The sequence below is a fragment of the Streptomyces europaeiscabiei genome (assembly GCF_001550375.1).
GTDB lineage: Bacteria > Actinomycetota > Actinomycetes > Streptomycetales > Streptomycetaceae > Streptomyces > Streptomyces europaeiscabiei.
The window spans coordinates 1-16,025 of record NZ_LRTR01000847.1; the positions used below are offsets into that span (position 1 = coordinate 1).

19 protein-coding genes and 2 pseudogenes are annotated in these 16,025 nt (G+C 69.0%); 6 read left to right on the plus strand and 15 right to left on the minus strand.

Annotated elements, in window-relative coordinates; all coding sequences use genetic code 11:
• Nucleotides 1–538: TetR/AcrR family transcriptional regulator (locus AWZ10_RS43030; RefSeq protein WP_060893854.1), on the minus strand; the 538-nt coding region annotated here is incomplete at its 3' end.
• Between the two features lie 76 nt (nucleotides 539–614).
• Between AWZ10_RS43030 and AWZ10_RS43035 the strand changes: the two genes are divergently transcribed.
• From AWZ10_RS43035 to AWZ10_RS43045, 3 genes are read left to right on the plus strand one after another with little or no spacing between them, the layout of a single operon-like run.
• On the plus strand, nucleotides 615–1,307 hold the full coding sequence (locus tag AWZ10_RS43035) for an NAD(P)-dependent oxidoreductase (protein ID WP_060893855.1): 693 nt from the start codon (nucleotides 615–617) through the stop codon (nucleotides 1,305–1,307).
• Complete coding sequence (locus tag AWZ10_RS43040) at nucleotides 1,304–1,708, plus strand: pyridoxamine 5'-phosphate oxidase family protein (RefSeq protein ID WP_060893856.1); 405 nt, start codon at nucleotides 1,304–1,306, stop codon at nucleotides 1,706–1,708. Before AWZ10_RS43035 ends, AWZ10_RS43040 begins: the two co-directional genes overlap by 4 nt.
• Nucleotides 1,709–1,740: 32 nt before the next feature.
• On the plus strand, nucleotides 1,741–2,613 hold the full coding sequence (locus AWZ10_RS43045) for a haloalkane dehalogenase (RefSeq protein WP_060893857.1): 873 nt from the start codon (nucleotides 1,741–1,743) through the stop codon (nucleotides 2,611–2,613).
• Nucleotides 2,614–2,966: 353 nt separating this feature from the next.
• On the opposite strand, the gene AWZ10_RS43050 is transcribed toward AWZ10_RS43045, so the two are convergent.
• From AWZ10_RS43050 to AWZ10_RS43055, 3 genes are all read right to left on the minus strand, one after another.
• Complete coding sequence (locus AWZ10_RS43050; protein WP_244172757.1) at nucleotides 2,967–3,389, minus strand: DoxX family protein; 423 nt, start codon at nucleotides 3,387–3,389, stop codon at nucleotides 2,967–2,969.
• 293 nt (nucleotides 3,390–3,682) lie between these two features.
• Nucleotides 3,683–3,832, minus strand: a complete 150-nt coding sequence (locus AWZ10_RS52035) for a hypothetical protein (RefSeq protein WP_159058566.1) — start codon at nucleotides 3,830–3,832, stop codon at nucleotides 3,683–3,685.
• Complete coding sequence (locus AWZ10_RS43055; protein WP_060893859.1) at nucleotides 3,829–4,572, minus strand: VOC family protein; 744 nt, start codon at nucleotides 4,570–4,572, stop codon at nucleotides 3,829–3,831. The genes AWZ10_RS52035 and AWZ10_RS43055 overlap by 4 nt, the downstream gene beginning before the upstream one ends.
• A gap of 86 nt (nucleotides 4,573–4,658) precedes the next feature.
• On the opposite strand from AWZ10_RS43055, the gene AWZ10_RS43060 reads away from it, so the two are divergent.
• Nucleotides 4,659–5,609 (plus strand): Lrp/AsnC family transcriptional regulator, encoded by a 951-nt coding sequence (locus tag AWZ10_RS43060; protein WP_060893860.1) that lies wholly within the window; start codon nucleotides 4,659–4,661, stop codon nucleotides 5,607–5,609.
• Between the two features lie 102 nt (nucleotides 5,610–5,711).
• On the opposite strand, the pseudogene AWZ10_RS43065 reads toward AWZ10_RS43060, so the two are convergent.
• The 3 genes and pseudogenes from AWZ10_RS43065 to AWZ10_RS43075 form a co-directional block, all read right to left on the minus strand.
• Nucleotides 5,712–5,912: pseudogene (locus AWZ10_RS43065) on the minus strand (hypothetical protein); the annotation flags it as partial.
• Nucleotides 5,913–5,981: 69 nt separating this feature from the next.
• On the minus strand, nucleotides 5,982–7,121 hold the full coding sequence (locus AWZ10_RS43070) for an SGNH/GDSL hydrolase family protein (protein ID WP_060893870.1): 1,140 nt from the start codon (nucleotides 7,119–7,121) through the stop codon (nucleotides 5,982–5,984).
• A gap of 70 nt (nucleotides 7,122–7,191) precedes the next feature.
• Nucleotides 7,192–7,740: a YciI family protein gene (locus AWZ10_RS43075; protein WP_060893871.1), complete on the minus strand. Its 549-nt coding sequence runs from the start codon at nucleotides 7,738–7,740 to the stop codon at nucleotides 7,192–7,194.
• Nucleotides 7,741–8,083: 343 nt separating this feature from the next.
• Here AWZ10_RS43075 and AWZ10_RS56160 point away from each other — a divergent pair, with 343 nt between their 5' ends.
• Together AWZ10_RS56160 and AWZ10_RS43080 are read left to right on the plus strand one after the other, a co-directional pair.
• Nucleotides 8,084–8,284 carry a hypothetical protein gene (locus AWZ10_RS56160; protein ID WP_408997584.1) on the plus strand — a complete coding sequence of 67 codons (201 nt, stop codon included), beginning with the start codon at nucleotides 8,084–8,086 and terminating at the stop codon, nucleotides 8,282–8,284.
• A 98-nt stretch (nucleotides 8,285–8,382) separates the two neighbouring features.
• Nucleotides 8,383–8,955: a GNAT family N-acetyltransferase gene (locus tag AWZ10_RS43080; protein ID WP_060893862.1), complete on the plus strand. Its 573-nt coding sequence runs from the start codon at nucleotides 8,383–8,385 to the stop codon at nucleotides 8,953–8,955.
• A gap of 48 nt (nucleotides 8,956–9,003) precedes the next feature.
• On the opposite strand, the pseudogene AWZ10_RS43085 reads toward AWZ10_RS43080, so the two are convergent.
• The 8 genes and pseudogenes from AWZ10_RS43085 to AWZ10_RS43120 form a co-directional block, all read right to left on the minus strand.
• A pseudogene (locus AWZ10_RS43085) lies at nucleotides 9,004–9,602 on the minus strand (IS3 family transposase); the annotation flags it as partial.
• 78 nt (nucleotides 9,603–9,680) lie between these two features.
• Nucleotides 9,681–10,664 (minus strand): D-2-hydroxyacid dehydrogenase, encoded by a 984-nt coding sequence (locus AWZ10_RS43090; protein ID WP_060893864.1) that lies wholly within the window; start codon nucleotides 10,662–10,664, stop codon nucleotides 9,681–9,683.
• Nucleotide 10,665: 1 nt separating this feature from the next.
• Nucleotides 10,666–12,117: an NAD-dependent succinate-semialdehyde dehydrogenase gene (locus tag AWZ10_RS43095; protein WP_060893865.1), complete on the minus strand. Its 1,452-nt coding sequence runs from the start codon at nucleotides 12,115–12,117 to the stop codon at nucleotides 10,666–10,668.
• A 42-nt stretch (nucleotides 12,118–12,159) separates the two neighbouring features.
• Nucleotides 12,160–13,440: an NAD(P)/FAD-dependent oxidoreductase gene (locus AWZ10_RS43100; RefSeq protein WP_060893866.1), complete on the minus strand. Its 1,281-nt coding sequence runs from the start codon at nucleotides 13,438–13,440 to the stop codon at nucleotides 12,160–12,162.
• Nucleotides 13,441–13,732: 292 nt separating this feature from the next.
• Nucleotides 13,733–14,068, minus strand: coding sequence for a hypothetical protein (locus AWZ10_RS54800; protein WP_060893867.1), 336 nt, complete (start codon nucleotides 14,066–14,068; stop codon nucleotides 13,733–13,735).
• Nucleotides 14,065–14,931 carry an ABC transporter permease gene (locus AWZ10_RS43110; protein ID WP_060893868.1) on the minus strand — a complete coding sequence of 289 codons (867 nt, stop codon included), beginning with the start codon at nucleotides 14,929–14,931 and terminating at the stop codon, nucleotides 14,065–14,067. The genes AWZ10_RS54800 and AWZ10_RS43110 overlap by 4 nt, the downstream gene beginning before the upstream one ends.
• Nucleotides 14,928–15,821, minus strand: coding sequence for an ABC transporter permease (locus tag AWZ10_RS43115; RefSeq protein WP_060893869.1), 894 nt, complete (start codon nucleotides 15,819–15,821; stop codon nucleotides 14,928–14,930). The genes AWZ10_RS43110 and AWZ10_RS43115 overlap by 4 nt, the downstream gene beginning before the upstream one ends.
• 3 nt (nucleotides 15,822–15,824) lie before the next feature.
• A partial coding sequence (locus tag AWZ10_RS43120) for a TOBE domain-containing protein (protein ID WP_159058568.1) occupies nucleotides 15,825–16,025 on the minus strand: 201 nt, incomplete at its 5' end.

The following is a 16,025-nucleotide window of genomic DNA, read 5'->3' on the forward strand; positions in this document are numbered from 1 at the left end:
GGGCCTGGGACGGGGTGAGCGGGGGGGGGGTGGGGAGGGGGTTGAGGTAGCGGGTGTAGATGAGGCCGCCGAGGATCGTCACGGCGGCCGTGGCGCGGGCGGTCGCGTCCCGACCGCCCAGAAATTCAACAAGCCGGGCCAGCAGCTCGCGTTCCAGGTATTCGCGGATCACCTCGGCAGCCTCCTCTCCCTGGGTGGTGAGCTGGAGGAAGTCTGCGTCCTCCCAGAGGTCCGTCACCGCGTCGATCAGGCGCTCGGGGAGGGTTGCCGGGTCGCCGCCGAGGACGTCGTCCCCCGCCAGCGCGTTGGCGCACTGGAACTGCATCACGTCCGCGAACAGGCCTTTCTTCGAGCCGAAGTGGTACGAGATCAGAGCCGGGTCGACCCCGACGGTCCCGGCCACCGCACGCAGGGTGGTGCCCCGGTAGCCGCGCTGCAGGAACAGTGCACGGGCTGCCGAGACGATCGACTCGCGGGTCGGCGGGTTGCCGCGGGGGCGGCCTCGAGTGCGGGCGGGGACAGGGTCGGCGTTATTCATCAGCGTTGAGCCTGCGTTTCGTGATCGGCACAGTCAAGGGCGTTCCGGTAACCACACGAAGGGATGACCCGACGCCATGCGTATCGCAGTCTTCGGCGCCAATGGACCGACCGGCCGCCACCTCACCGAACAGGCCCTCGCTGCCGGCCACGAGGTCGTCGCCGTGACCCGCCGCCCCGGCTCCCTCCCCACGCGGCACGGCCTCACCGCGGCCGTCGCCGACGCCACCGACCCGGCTGCCGTCGATGCCGCCATCGGGGGGACGGATGTCGTCCTCTCCGCATTGGGCGCGCGCTTCAGCAAGGAGAACATCACCACGTACTCGGCGAGCGCCACGGCCATCACCGGGGCCATGGCCCGCCACGGCATCAAGCGGTTGCTCGCCGTGAGCTCCAGCGTCGCCGACCCGAACTGGCGTCCCACAGGCGCGCACTTCTTCAACCACGTGCTCGACCCGCTGGTGAACCGACGTCTCGGTCGCACCCTCCACGAGGACATGCGCCGCATGGAGACAGTGATCGGGCAGACGGACCTCGACTGGACATTCGTCCGGCCCTCGGGCCTCTTCGAGCACCCCGTTGTCACGGATTACCACACCGTTAAATCAAGCGCCGACGGTGTCTTCACCGCCCGTGCCGACCTCGCCGCGAGCATGCTACGCGAGCTGGAGGAGGGGCGATACGTCCGTACGGCCATGGGTGTCATCACCACGGCGGTGAAGCCGAACCTCGCCAAGCTGATCTGGAACGAGGGCGTGAAGAAGAAGTGAGTCGGGCGACCGTCGAACTTTCGGCCGACACACAGGCGTTCCTCGCTCGCCCCCACACGGCCACCCTGACCACCCTCCGCCCCGACGGCACCCCGCACGTCACCCCTGTCCGCTTCACCTTCGACGCGGCCACCGGGCTGGTCCGGGTGACCACCCGGGCGGGAGCGCGCAAGGCCCGGAACGTGGTGGCGGGCGGGCCGACAGCCCGTGGCGCGCTCTGCCAGGCGGACGGCTTCCGCTGGATCACCTTCGAAGGCCGGGCCGCCGTCACCGACGACCCCGCGCGCCTTGCCGAGGCGGTCCACCGCTACAACGTCCGCTACCGCGCGGCCCCACCCGCCCCGCCGGCCCTGGTCGTCGTCGAGATCGCCGTCGACCGTGTCCTGAGTCTCAACCTCTGAACCCCCGCCCTGAAAAGGATAGTGACACCGTCGTGCCCAACCTCCCCGTTCTCGACTCCACCCTTCACTACCGCGAGTCCGGCGACCCCGACGGGCTGCCGTTCGTCTTCCTCCACGGCAACCCCACCTCCTCCCACCTGTGGCGGAACGTCCTGCCGGGTGTGGCCACGCCCGGCCGCCGCCTTCTGGCCCCCGATCTCATAGGCATGGGCGACTCCGGCAAGCCCGACCTCGCCTACTCCTTCGACGACCATGCCCGGTACCTGGACGCCTGGTTCGACACCCTCGGCCTTGCCGAAGCCGTCCTCGTCGGCCACGACTGGGGTGGCGCGCTCGCCTTCGACCGTGCCGCCCGCCTCCCGGGCCGCGTCCGCGGCCTCGCCTTCACCGAGACAATCATCAAGCCGCTGGTCGACGACGAATTCCCGGCGGCCGGGCGGGAGTTGTTCATGCTCCTGCGCACCCCGGGGGTGGGCGAGGAGATGATTCTGGAGAAGTCCATGTTCATCGAAGGGCTCCCGGACACGCTCGCCACCCCGCTCGACCCTGCCGACCTGGAGGTCTACCGCCGTCCCTTCCCGACCCCGCACAGCCGCCGCCCCGTCCTGGCGTGGACGCGGATGATGCCGCTGGACGCCGAGCCCGCCGACATCGTGGCCCGTGTCGAGCGCTACGACGCCTGGCTGGCCGCCAGCCCCGAAGTCCCCAAGCTGCTCGCCGCGTTCGAGCCGGGCCCGGGCGCGATGACAGACCAAGGGGCCGTGGCCTGGTGCGAGGAGAACATCGTCGGCCTGGAGGTCTCCCGCCACGGCCTCGCCGGCCACCACTCCCCGGAGGACCGCCCCGAGGAGCTGGCCGCAGCGATCAACGCCTGGGCCGACCGCCACGGGCTGGCGCGCCCGTAGTGTGCTCGATCACGATGGTGCCGATCGTCCCGGGGCGGCTGGGGGGTTCTGCCGCTGACGGATGTACCCGCCGTAATCGCCGTCACGGTCAAACGCAGCGAACGGGACCTCTCGGACTGCCCCGCACGCGTGATGACAACGACGCCCTGCCGCAGTGACTGCTCAATCAACGCACGGTCGCATGCGGGCGACTGGCGTTCCCTCTCCAATCCTCGCCGCCCTCACCGGGACCGGCATCGACAACGCGACGGACTGGACGAAGTTCGTCGAGCGCAGCCGGACCGGCTGCGTCGATGGCCGTGCGCAGGACCATCCATGTTGGACGAACGGTGCAACCGGAGTGATTCAGGCCCTCAACGACGGGCTGCAGCTGTGTCGTCGGTGCCGGGCCGGATCGCGGCAGGCCTGCGACGGAGGGGGGTCTCACCGGCAGTTCTGGCCGCCCACAGCGCGATGGTGATGAAGAGCAACTGCTCGGGAATCCTGAACCACAACGGCGTGGCAGGGTCGCCGTCGAACGGGATGTGCTCGATGGCGGCGTAGATGTTGGCCGGCAGCATCAGTACGAAGAGCACCGCCAGGCCGATGCCGGCCAACGGGCGTGTCACTGTACGGACGAGTCCGGCAGCGCCGACCAGTTCCAGTAAGCCGGTCACGTAGACCATCACGTGGGGAAGCGGAACGAACGGCGGGACCATGGCTGCCAAGTCGTCGTGGCTGGGCATCACGCTGACGCTCGGCGGCATGAAGTGCGCGGTCGCGGTAGCGACGAGCATGACAGCGAGACCATGGATGACGCTGGCTCGCCAGGTTACGAACCGGCTGATGCCCAGCCTGCCGAGGAGACGAAATCCCACGGTCGGGCCAGCGAGAAGCAGGAGAGTTGTGAACATGAGTGTCCTCCGATAGGGACAGGACGTGGCGGACGCGCGGCGATGGTTGGGTCCATCGCTCGGGAGGCTGCGGCGCATGTCAGGTGTTGCACGGACGTGCGGGAGAAGGCCGGGCGGAAACGATCCCACGTTCCTCCGGCGAGGTCTTCGGGCCGTGGTGGCGCCCGTCGCGATGTTCAGCCGGTGGTGAAGAACAGGCCGGCTCCGTACGCGTGGCGCGCGGAGATGAAGAACCCGTCACCGGTCGGCCGGGTTGCCGTGCCGCTGCTTTCGACGATCTTGCGGGAGCCGTCGACGTCGTCGACGTCGTCGACCAGGATGGTCATGGCCGCCAGTTACGAGAAGGCCGGGACCGGTTCGCCGGGCAACACCTCTTCGGCGTCCGACGCCCGGACGATCTGCAAGCACGCAGCCGCCGTATGTATGGAGCACGGCGAGGGGGCCGGTCACGCCTGGAGGCCGTTCGCAGAATGCGGGCGTACAGGTTCGTGATCGCATCGAACTCGGCATCGTCGGCCACTATCCGTACGGCGCCGATTCCGCGGGCGCCGTTCGGGTGGCTGAGATGGCGCGGCTGGTGCACGTACCGGCGGGTGAGGTGCTGGGCGATTCCCGCGTAGCCCTCCGGTGTCGAGTGCGGGTCGGGGTCGACGGCGCGGGCGCGAACCGTGCGAGGCCCCTCCTCGGTATCGACGTCGCGCTCCAGATCCAGCACGCCTGAGGTGCGCCAGCCGGCGTCGGCGAGGCGGCGGTGTGTGGATACGGCGTCATCGATATCGAGGTCGATCCGCTGAAAGCCCTCGTATTCGTCGGCCATCGCCTTGGTGTGCCAGGGGCCGGGCGCCGATTCGTCGACGATGCCAAGGAGTTCGATGGAGGACCCGCCGAACAGTGCACAGCGGTTGGCAGTACAGCCGGGCACCGGTGCTTCGCCGGGCCGCCCGCCCAGTAGATGCCGTGAGCGGGGGCTGAGAGTGAATCCGAGGGAGGCGTAGGTTCGCTCCAGTCCGTCGAGGTCGCGGGTCAGGATTCCGGTGTGGTGGATGCCGTGGATGTCGCCTGTCATGGGATCGATGCTTCACCGGCTGCCGACCCTCGGCTCCTCAACTGCCGCTCCCACGCCGCTATCCGACATCGACCTATACTGGCCTGGTGGATTCGGTCACGCTGGATGTACTCGATCTGAGGCTCCTGCACGCTCTCCAACTCGACGGGCGCGCCGCCTTCAGCAAGATCGCCGACGAGCTGGGTGTCACCGACCGCACCGTGGCCCGCCGCTTCGGCAGGCTCCGTACCACGGGGGTCGCCCGAGTGGCCGGCGTGACCAGCAGCCACCGCACCGGCCATGCCGAATGGCTGGTGCGCCTGCGTGTTCTGCCTCCCGGTATCGCTCCGCTGGCCCGCGCGTTGGCCCGGCGCCCCGACACCGCCTGGGTGACAGTTGCTTCCAGCGGCACAGAGATCGTCTGTATCTTCCGCGTCGCTGAAGAAGGACCGGCGCCCCTGGGCGCGTTGGGCCGTCTTCCGCAGGTCACGCAGGTCGAAGCGCAACGGCTGTTGCGCCCGGTGATGGACCACCGCTGGATCGGCCGGACCTCGGCTCTCACCGACGAGCAGATCGCCACACTGAGGCCCGCCGCCACCGCGGACACCGCTCCGGTCCCCCTGACCGATCTCGACCGCCGCCTGCTCCCCGCCCTTGCCGTAGATGGCCGTGCCGCCTATCCGGATCTCGCCCGGCAGGTCGGCTGGTCGGAATCCGCCGTCCGTCGGCGCCTGGATGAACTCCGCCGGTCAGGCGTTCTCCAGTTCGACGTTGAGGTGGACTCGGGTCTGTTCGGCTTCTCCGTGCAATGTCTGCTCTGGCTGACCGTCACGCCTGCCCGGCTCAGCAGCATCGCCCGGACGCTGGCTGGTGATCCCGAAGCGGCCTTCGTCGGCAGCACGACTGGCCCTCACAACCTGGTCGCCATCGCCGTCTGTCGAGACGCCAACGCTCTCCACACCTACCTCGCCGACCGCATCGGCTCACTCGACGGCGTCGACCGCATGGAAACGGTGCTGATCACCGCCTACATCAAACGGGCCGCCCCGGCGCTTTGACAGCGGTCCATCGCCTGCACGCGTCAACACGCACCAGCGCGCCCAACGCGTCAATGACTTCTGCCGGCGCGCGTATGCAGGTTGGTGACCTGGGCGAGCGCCTCAGCCTCGATGTCGGACCCGTACAGGAGAGATCGGGCCTGGCTCTCCCGCACGGGAGACCAGGCCCAGGGCGATGCCGGTGGTCATGTCCTCCTGGCCGCCGACCATGCCCCGTCGGCCGGCCTCGACGAGGATGGTGCGCGTGTCCAGGTCGTACTGGGCGGCGGCCTCGGCGTGGCGCACGAAGCTGAAGCACGCCCCTCGACCAGCCGAGTCGGCACTGGCTGCTCGCCCAAGCTTCACAGGTGCAGGGTGTGGAGCCCAGCTCACTCAGCGGAAGGGACCGTCGGTCGCGAAGGCGTGGGCTGCAAAGCGTTTGCCCATTCGACGGTATGCGACGGCGGTGGGGTGAAGCCCGTCGGCCAAATCATCTGCCTCGTCCGGGCCGAGCAGCTCGCGTCCGTCGAGATGGTGGAGGTGGGGATCAGACGCCTGTCGTGCCGCAGCTATCCGGGCCAGCTCGGAGCGGACCACCGTCAGCGACAATGCCCCGCCGGCCACATCGGCCGGGTCACCCAGAGCAGCGAGCCTCCCGTCCGGGCCGGTCGCGGTCGGGCCGGTGGCCTCCTCCAGGGCCGGACAGCTCACCGGAGAGATCAACAGCAGTGGGGTGTCCGGGTGTCCATCCCGGATCGTGTCCAGGAACCCGTGTACCGCAGGGCCGAACGTCCGCAGCCGGAAGGCGGACAGGCTCACGATGTTGATGCCCACCTTGAGGCTGATCAGGTCGGCGGGCGTATCGCGGATCGTCCGTGCGACATAGGGATCCAGCAGCGCGTTGCCCGCCTGGCTGAGGTTGATCACCTCCACCCCTCCGAGCGCGGCTGCCACCACCGGCCAGGTCCCGGTCGGGCCGTCAGCCTCGATGCAGTGGCTGATGGAACTGCCGTGGTGCACCCAGCGGCGCCGCCCGTCCGGCAGTGGTGCCAGCACGTCGCCGTCAGCGCGCAGTGCCACCAGTTCCGTTGGGGTCTGCTGTGGCAGCCACAACTCGACGCCCTTCATGCCGGCCGGCAGCCCGGCGAACCGTACAGTCCCTGGCTCGCCCGGGATGAGCCGCTGTACGGCCCCGGGGCCCGCCATCCGCAGCACGTTGCCCACCGGCGCCTGCTGACGCCCGGCCAGGGCGCCGTCCACCAGCATCTCCACCATCCCGGTCGGGCGAGGGTGGGGGTCGGAGTCGAGCTGGCCGGTGGAGGTGAGTATCTCCAACTCCAATACGCGCGCATCAGTGCGGAACACCAGCCGCACCCCCGAAGGCATCAGCGTCACTCCGTAGACCGACGGGTCCTGGTACTGCTCCTTGGTCCACGCGGGCAACCGGCGCGGCATCACCCCTGCCTGTGTGGTCTCCAGGTCCAGGGCACCCCGTAACTCCACCGGCCCGCCCACCAGCGGAACCGTCCGCATCGCCACCGTCACCGCTCCTGTCCCAGGTCGATGTGGGCCGGGGATGACATCAACCCGGCACCTTCGTGACTCATCGACGCCCGCCGAACTCCCAGTCATGGACCTCGATGTCCGCGTACCGGTCCGCAGTCAGGACGGCTCGTGCCGTGTCCGGATCCGGGGCCCTGAGCAGTACCGCCGTACCCAGCCAGGTGTCGCCGTCGTCGGACAGCAGCGGCCCGTACGCGACCAGCTCGTCCCGGTCGAGCGGCAGGGCAAGGTCGGCGGCCGGGCCCTCGCCGAGGCCTAGCACCAGGTACCGGTTGCCACCGGTCCGGCCACCGGGGAAATCCCACATGGTGCGACCCAGCACGTTGCGCCACCGGCGCAGCACCACGTCCCGGTACGCGCCGGCCTGGTAGTTGGGCTCGTCGAAGGCGAACGCGCGGGCGGCTGCGGGATCGGGCAGGTCCACGATGTGCACGCTGCCGGTGGGGGTTTCACCGTCATCGGCGAAGGTCGGGCCGCGAGCGATCAGTTCCTTCGCGTACCGGTCCATGTAGGACCAGTGCTCCTCCAGCAACTCCTCGCGTAGCGCGAGGGAGCCGGGCCGGTCACGGTGATAGCAGAAGAACTCCATGACCACAGACCCTTCCCTATCAAGGGCACCATCTCAACCGGCTTTCGGCGACGCTGACCCAGAGCTCCGAACGAGGCGGCATTCCGTCAGAACGGCGTAGTCATCACGGCCGTGCGGTCACAACCAAGTGGCATGCGAACACGGCCGCTTCGCAGCCGAGCGACAGAAACCGCGTCCGGCGCAGACGTCCCCAGCGGACGACCCACAACCGCCCAAAGATCACGCACCGGACTCTGATGGAATCGGGCACTGAAGGCGGACTTCGGTGTCGTACCTGCCGAGCAGTAGCGGCCGGGGCACCGGTGACTGCGCCGACGATCGCCCAGCTCGTCTCGCGGGCCTTGTGGCCGCCCACCCCGACCGGATCGAGCTGCACCTCCTGCCGTCCTACTCGCCGGAGCCGAACCCCGACGAGCTGGTCAACGCCGGCCTCAAGCGGAGTCTGCCGATGCGCAGCCGGGCCCGCGGCGCGGTGGGTGATCAGGCCAGGTCAAGGAGTCGTCCTGTTCGCGGCCCCCGAATGCCTGGTCGGGGTACTGGTTGAAGGCGTGCAGGCTGGTAGGCCGTGCCCTGGTCGTGTGGACCGGACCGGGATGGGATATTCAGTGTTCTGCCTGCCCCTGAGGACGCAGGATGGTACTCATGAGTCTGGCCACCCCCGTACTGCACACCGCCCGCCTGCGGCTGCGGCCCTTCACCGACGCCGACGCGGACTCCCTCTTCGCGCTGCACAGCAGCACCCACGTGCTGCGCTACTGGGACTCCCCGCCGTGGATGGAACGGGCCCGCGCCGAGCGTTTCATCAACATGTGCCGGACGATGGCGGACGAAGGCACCGGGGCCCGGGTGGCCATCGATCGTGCTTCTGACGGGGCCTTCGTCGGCTGGTGCGGTCTGACCGGATGGAACCCGGACTACCGCAGTGCGTCGTTGGGCTACGTCCTCGACGATGCGATGTGGGGACACGGTTACGCGACGGAGGCCGCGCACGCCGTGCTGCAGTGGGCATTCGACACACTGGACCTGAATCGAGTTCAGGCCGAGACCGATACGCGCAACGTGGCATCTGCCCGGGTCCTGGAGAAGATCGGATTCATGCATGAAGGGACGTTGCGGGAAGACTGCGTGGTGAACGGCGAGGTATCCGACTCGTGGGTGTTCGGGTTGATCAAGCGAGAGTGGCGGCCGTGGGCTGTGCCGACTCCGGCCCGCTAGGAGGGTGGGCCTTCCCTTCCCCCGTGATGGTGGGCACGCGGTTATTGATCACGCGGCGGGCGTGAGTTGAGCGGTGTGGTGTCGGCGTTCGTATTCGTTGGGGCTGAGGTGGCCGTTGGCAGAGTGTCGACGGCGGGTGTTGTAGCGGGTCAGCCAGGCAAATACCGTCCTCCGCAGGTGCCGGCGTCACCGTAGTCGCGGGCGCCCTGGAGGGTCTCGCGCTTCAGGGACGCGTGGAAACTCTCGCAGGCCGCGCTGTCCGCGCCGGTGCCGACCGCACCCATCGACCAGGTCACCCCGAACTGGTCGCAGAGATCGGCGAAGGCCCGGGATCCGCCCTGCGCCCCGTGGTCGGTGTGGAACACGGCGCCGTCCAGGCCGCCTCGGGCCGAGGCCGCCATCCGCAGTGCGTCGCAGACCAGGCCAGTGCGCATGTGATCGGCGATGGACCAGCCGACGACCTTGCGGCTGAAGCAGTCCAGCACGGTCGCGAGATAGAGGAACTCCCTGCCTGCGAGCGGGAGATACGTGATGTCGCCCATGTACTTCTGCCCCGGCTCGGCGGCGGTGAAGTGCCGCTGGAACAGGTCCGCAACCGGTGCGGCTGCCGGGTCCCAGGCGGTGGTGCGCACGCGTCTGAGAGGCACGCAGCGCCGCATCCCGAACAGCGGAGCACGCGCCCCGGCCGGTCACTCCTACCGGCCGGGGCGCGTGCTGCTCGCCCTTCAGGCGGGGTGCGTCTCGTCGACCACGTATCCGCGCCGCTTGTCCACCACGTTGCGCAGCGGCCGGCCCTCGATGTGCCGGGTGAGGTTGTCGAGGAACACCGCGTCGAGCGCCTCCCGCTCGTTGGTGGTCTCGCCCGCCGTATGCGGGGAGATCATCACGCCGGGCATGTCCCACAGGGGTGATTCGGAAGGCAGCGGTTCCTGGGCGAACACGTCCAGGGCAGCGCCGGCGAGCCGTCCGGCGGTGAGGTGGTCGACCAGCGCCTCCTCGTCGATGAGTCCGCCCCGGCCTACGTTGATCAGCCGCGCCCCCGGCTTCATGGCGGCGAGCACGGGGGCGTCGACCATGCCCCGGGTGTCCTGGGTGAGGGGTGCGGCCAGGACGACGTAGTCCGCTTCCGTCAGCGCGGAGCGTAGGGTCGGCGCACCGTGGACCGTGCCGAAGTCGGGGTCGTCCGTGCGGGCCTTGCGGCCCGCGCCGCACACGCGCATCCCGACGGCGCGCAGCAGCCGGGCGATGGCCCGGCCGATCGGCCCTGTCCCCCAGACCAGCACGGTGCGCCCGGTGATGCCGTCACTCTGCCTTGGACGCCACTCGCGGCGCCGCTGGTGCTCCCAGGTGCCGGGGAAGTCCTTGGCGAGAGCGAGGATCAGGCCCAGGACGTACTCGGCGGTCGGCTGGTCGTACACGCCGCGGGCGTTGGTCAGGACAACGCCCGGATCGTCCACCAGCGCGGGGAACAGGAACGAGTCCACGCCCGCGGAGGCAGCGTGAACCCAGCGGGGTGCCTTCTCCGGGTTGTCGGGCCAGGCCTCGCGGATGGCCGGGGTGGTGGTCACCCGGGCCAGGAGGATGTCGGCGTCGGGCAGGAGGTAGGGCAGTTCCTCCTCGGTGGCGTAGACGGTGTCCGCGAGACGTTCGACGAGTGCGGTGGCGGGGGGCCGGTTGCCCCGGTAGAGGACGACGAGTCGCTCGGGCATGTCAGGCTCCGACGGGGACGGCTATGTACTTGTACTCCAGGAACTCGTCGATGCCGACGCGTCCGCCTTCTCGGCCCAGGCCGGACTGCTTGACGCCGCCGAAGGGCGCGGCAGGGTTGGAGACCAGTCCGGTGTTGAGGCCGATCATGCCGCTTTCGAGGCGTTCGCTGACGCGCAGGGCGCGGTCGAGGTTCTGGGTGAACAGGTAGGCGGCCAGGCCGAATTCGGTGTCGTTGGCGGCCGCGACGGCCTCGTCCTCGGTCTCGAAGGTACGGATCGCGGCGACGGGGCCGAAGATCTCGGTGTCGATGATCGCCGACTCGGGGGCGATGCCGGTGAGGACGGTGGGCGGATAGAAGCAGCCCGGCCCTTCGGGGAGTTCACCGCCGGTCAGGACGGTGGCGCCGCGCTTGACGGCGTCCCGCACCAGGTCGTGGGCCTTGCTGCGGCCGGCGATGTCGATGAGGGGGCCGACGTCGGTGCCGGGTTCGGTGCCGGGCCCGACCTTCAGCGCGGCCATGCGAGCGGCGAGGCGGGTGGCGAACTCCTCGGCGATGGACGTGTGGACGTAGATGCGGTTGGCTGCGCAGCAGGATTCGCCCATGTTGCGCATCTTGGCGACCATGGTGCCTTCGATGGCGACGTCGAGGTCGGCGTCGTCGAAGACGATGAGGGGGGCGTTGCCGCCCAGTTCCATCGAGGTGCGGATGACGGTGTCGGCGCACTGGGCCAGCAGGATCCGGCCGACCTGGGTGGAGCCGGTGAAGGAGAGTTTGCGGATCTGCCCGCCGCGCAGGAGGGGTTCGACGACGCCGGCGGCGTCGGTGGTGGTGACGATGTTGAGCACACCGGCCGGCAGACCCGCTTCGGTGAGGATCTCCGCCAGGGCCAGGGAGGACAGGGGGGTCTGCGGGGCGGGCTTGAGGACGATGGTGCAGCCGGCGGCGATGGCGGGGCCGATCTTGCGGGTGCCCATCGCCAGGGGGAAGTTCCAGGGGGTGATGAGCAGGCAGGGGCCCACGGGCTGACGGGTGACCAGCAGACGGTTCCTGCCGTCGGGGGCGGTCGTCATGCCGCCGTCGATACGGACGGCTTCCTCGGAGAACCAGCGGAAGAACTCCGCCGCGTAGGCGACCTCGGCACGCGCCTCGGCCAGGGGCTTGCCCATCTCCAGCGTCATCAGCAGCGCGAGGTCCTCGGTGCGCGCGATGATGATGTCGTAGGCGCGGCGCAGGATCTCGCTGCGCACCCGGGGCGCCGTGGCGGCCCAGGCGGCCTGCGCGGCGACCGCCGCCTCGACGGCACGCCGGCCGTCGGTGGGTGAGGCATCGGCGACCTGGCACAGTTCCTCGCCGGTGGCTGGGTTGTCGACGGACAGGGTCCGGCCGGACTCGGCGTCCTGCCAGCCACCGCCGATGAACAGCTGCTTGGGAACATCACGGACGACAGTCATCGTGGGTGTCTCCTTAGTATGTGTAGAGGGGCTGCCGACCGGTCAGCGGATGCGGTCCAGCGTCTTGTAGTAGGCGCCCGCGAAGGGCAGGAACCAGGCAGTACCGTTGTAGAGGGGGATGCGGGGCGGGGTCAGGTCGCGGACGGGGCTGACCTCGGGGTGGCCGTCCATCACCTCGGCCATGACCTGTCCCATGTGCGTGGCCATCTGCACGCCGTGGCCCGCGTATCCCATGGAGTAGTAGACGCCGTCCTGGGTCTGCCCGGCGTGCACGATGCGGTCCATCGCGAAACCGACGGAGCCGCCCCACACGTACTCGACCTTCGTCCGGGAGAGTTGGGGGAAGATCTCGCACATCTCACGGAACAGGACCTGTCCGCTTTTCTTGTCCGAGGTGGGGTCGGACGGCGCGAAGCGGGCGCGGCCGCCGAACAGCAGCCGGTTGTCCGGGGTGAGCCGGAAGTAGTGGCAGACCTTGTTGGAGTCGACGATGAGGCGGGCCTTCGGGATGATGTCCCGGGCGAGCTCCTCGCCGAGCGGCTCGGTCACGATGATGAAGCTGCCCAGGCACACCTGCTGGCGGCGCAGCCACGGGAAGTTCTTGTCGGTGTAGGCGTCGGTGGCCATCATGACCTGCCCGGCGCGGATCACACCGCGCTCGGTGCTGACCTCGAACCGGCCGGCGGCGGTACGCCGCACGTCGATGGCCGCGTTGCGCTCGTGGATCTCGACACCGGTGCGCTCGCACGCCTCGGCCATGCCGCGCACGAAGCGGCCGACGTGGAGTGCGGCGCTGAACGGGTCGAGCAGGCCGCCGTGGTAGGCGTCGGATCCGATCTCGGAACGCAGCTCGGACTTACCGATCAGGGTGGTCTCGTGTCCGAAGTACTTGGCCAGGTCGCGCTGTTGGGCCTTCTTGCTCTCGAAGTGCGCGGGGCGGGACGCGACGCCCAGACGTCCCACACGGCGGAACTGACAGTCGATGGATTCCTCGTTCACGAGCCGCTGGACGGTGTCCACGGCCTCGCCGTAGGAGTTGTAGATCTCGCGGGCCCGTTCGAGTCCGTACCGCCGGATGGCCTGGTGTATACCGACCGTGAAGCCCAGGTTGGCCATGCCGCCGTTGCGCGCGGAGGCCCCGGAACCGATCTGGCCCTTCTCGACGAGAGTGACACGGGCGCCCTTGCGGGCGGAGTGGAGGGCGGTGGACAGCCCCGTCAGGCCGGCGCCGATGACCACCAGGTCGGTGTCCTCGGTCAGCGGTTTGCCGGACCGGTCGGGAAACACCCCAGCGGTTTCTATCCAGTAGGGAATCGTCTTCATTGCGGGTCCTCTGCGGGGAGTTTCGAAGTGGAGCGCGGCCGGGCACCACCAGAGATGGCCGATGCTGCTGTCAGCGGTCGCGGCCCGTGCCGACGCAAGGCTCAGGTGAGGGGTCGGACGGGGAGGACGCTCTGGCCGTTGCGATGGCCGCCGAGTTTGCGGACGAGGGCGGGATGTCGAGTTCCACGCCGTAGCTGCTGGTGCCGACCGGGATGAGGCCCTGGGCGGGCTCGCCCGGGTGCGACTGTCAGCGGATCGATGGAGTACATGTCGTTCCTTCCCCGAACGCGGATCAGATGCGTGCGGAGGCGTCAGTGAGTGTGTCGGCGATACGGTCCAGGAGGACGCGGTCGCTGAGCAGTGGGGGCGCGATCTGCACCAGCGGCGCGGACCGGTTGTGGACGCGGGCCGGCAGACCGGCCTCACACAGTCGGCGCGGCATCAGGTCGACGATCAGGCCGCCGTGGGCTACAGCCCTGACAGGCCGTCGATGGAGCGCCTGCCGTCCGCGTCCTCGACGTACGCCCTCGCCACGCCGGACGACGAGGAGGTCCTTGCCCTCGGGGCCGAGCGAGCCGTTGGCGGTCATGTGCATCAGCAGGTGCCGCTGGGTGGTGGCGGTGGTCATATGGTCTCGCCTCCCGGGGTGGCGACTCCCACCGTGTTCTCGACCGAGAGCAGGGAGTTCTGTCGTCCGGAGCCGATCCAGCGTGCCAGGGCGACCAGGCCGAGGGCGAGGATGGCGAAGGCGATGAGGATGGCGCTGACGGCGGTGACGCTGGGGTCGATGTCGAAGGTGAGGGAGTTGTAGACCTGTACGGGCAGGGTGACGGTGTCGACGGAGGAGAGGAACTGGGAGATGTAGAACTCGTCGAAGCTGGTGATGAAGGAGAAGATCGCTGCGGCGATCATGCCGGGGGCGGCGAGAGGGAAGGTGATGCGCCGGGCGATGGTGAGGCGTCCGGCGCCCATGCTGGCGGCGGCGTCCTCGAGGCGTTCGTCGATGCCGCGCAGGGTGGCGATCAGGATGAGTACGGCGATGGGGGAGGCCAGTACGGTGTGGCCGAGCGCGATGGCGATGGGGCTGCCGAGCATGGCTGCGGGTTCGAAGAGCAGGAACAGCCCGAGTGCGGTGACGATCTGTGGGATGACCAGTGGTCCCAGGACCAGGGCGTAGACCGCGGAGCGCAGGGGGAGTTCGCTGCGCGTCATCGCGGTTGCCGCAGTCACCCCGATGACCAGTGAGAAGACGGTGCTCAGGGCGGCGATGAGGGCGCTGAGGGTGAGTGCGGCCGGCCATTTGCTGCCATCGGCGAACAGTGCCTTGTACCAGTTCAGGGTCCATGTTTCGGGCGGGAACTGTGCGAAGGAGTTGTTGCTGAAGGAGGTGACGACGATGACGACGATCGGCAGTGCCAAGAACAGCAGGATCACGGTGGCGACCGTGGTCAGGACGATCTTCCCGGTGAGGGTGCTGCGCAGTTCCATCATGTCGCGCTCCTCTTCCTGCGGCTGGCGCCCAGGGAGGTGATGAGTTTGACCAGGAGCAGTCCGGCGAGGGTGAGCAGCAGCAGGATGACGCCCTGGGCGGCTGCGCCGTTCCACTGGTTTTCCTTGGTGACCTGCTGGTTGATGAGGGTGGCGATCATCGTCTGGTTGGGTCCGCCCATCAGGGCGGGGGTGATGTAGTAGCCCAGGGACAGGATGAAGCTGAGCAGTCCGGCGCTGGCCAGGCCGGGGGCGACCAGCGGCAGGTAGATGCGGCGGAAGATGGTCACGCGTCCGGCGCCCATGCTGGAGGCGGCCGCGAGCAGGCGGCGGTCCACGCCGCGCATCACGCCGTAGAGCAGGAGCACGGTGTAGGGGAGCATCATGGAGGTGGTGCCGATGACCACGCCGAGTTCGTTGTAGAGCAGCTGGTAGGGCGCCCCCGGTGCCGACATGGCGCCCAGGCTTTCGTTCACCAGGCCTTTGTCGCCGAGCAGGATGATCCAGCCGTAGGTGCGTACCAGGGCGCTGATGAAGTGCGGGACGACGACGACCAGCATCGCCAGTGCGGCCCACAGGGGCTTCAGTCGCGAGATCGCGTTGGCCAGAATGAACCCGAAGACGAGGCTGAACAGTGCCGTCTCCGCGGAGATCCGCAGCGTGGTGAACAGCACCGACAGGTTGATGCCGGTCAGTGCGTCGGCATACCAGTGCAGGGTGAGTGATCCGTCGGTGTTCTTCAGGCTGAGGAACAGCGTGGTGAGGATCGGGTAGACGAACAGCACCAGCAGGTAGATGACGACCGGCAGGGCGTAGAGGATACCGGCCCGGGTGCGGCGCGAAGCCAGGAGCTTGCGCGGACGGGCGGGGGCGGTGGCGGTGAGGGCGGCCATGGCTCAGCCTCCCTGTTCGGCGGGGAAGAGGTTGATGTCGTCGGGGTCGGCGGTGATCCCGACGCGTTCGCCGGCGACGGGGCCGCGGCCGGCCGGTACTTCCAGGCGCAGCAGCGGCGCGTCGGCGCCGTCGATGCGCACGCCGGCGCGGACCAGGGTGCCGACGTAGGTGGCGGTCTCGACCGTGCCGGTACAGAACCCGTC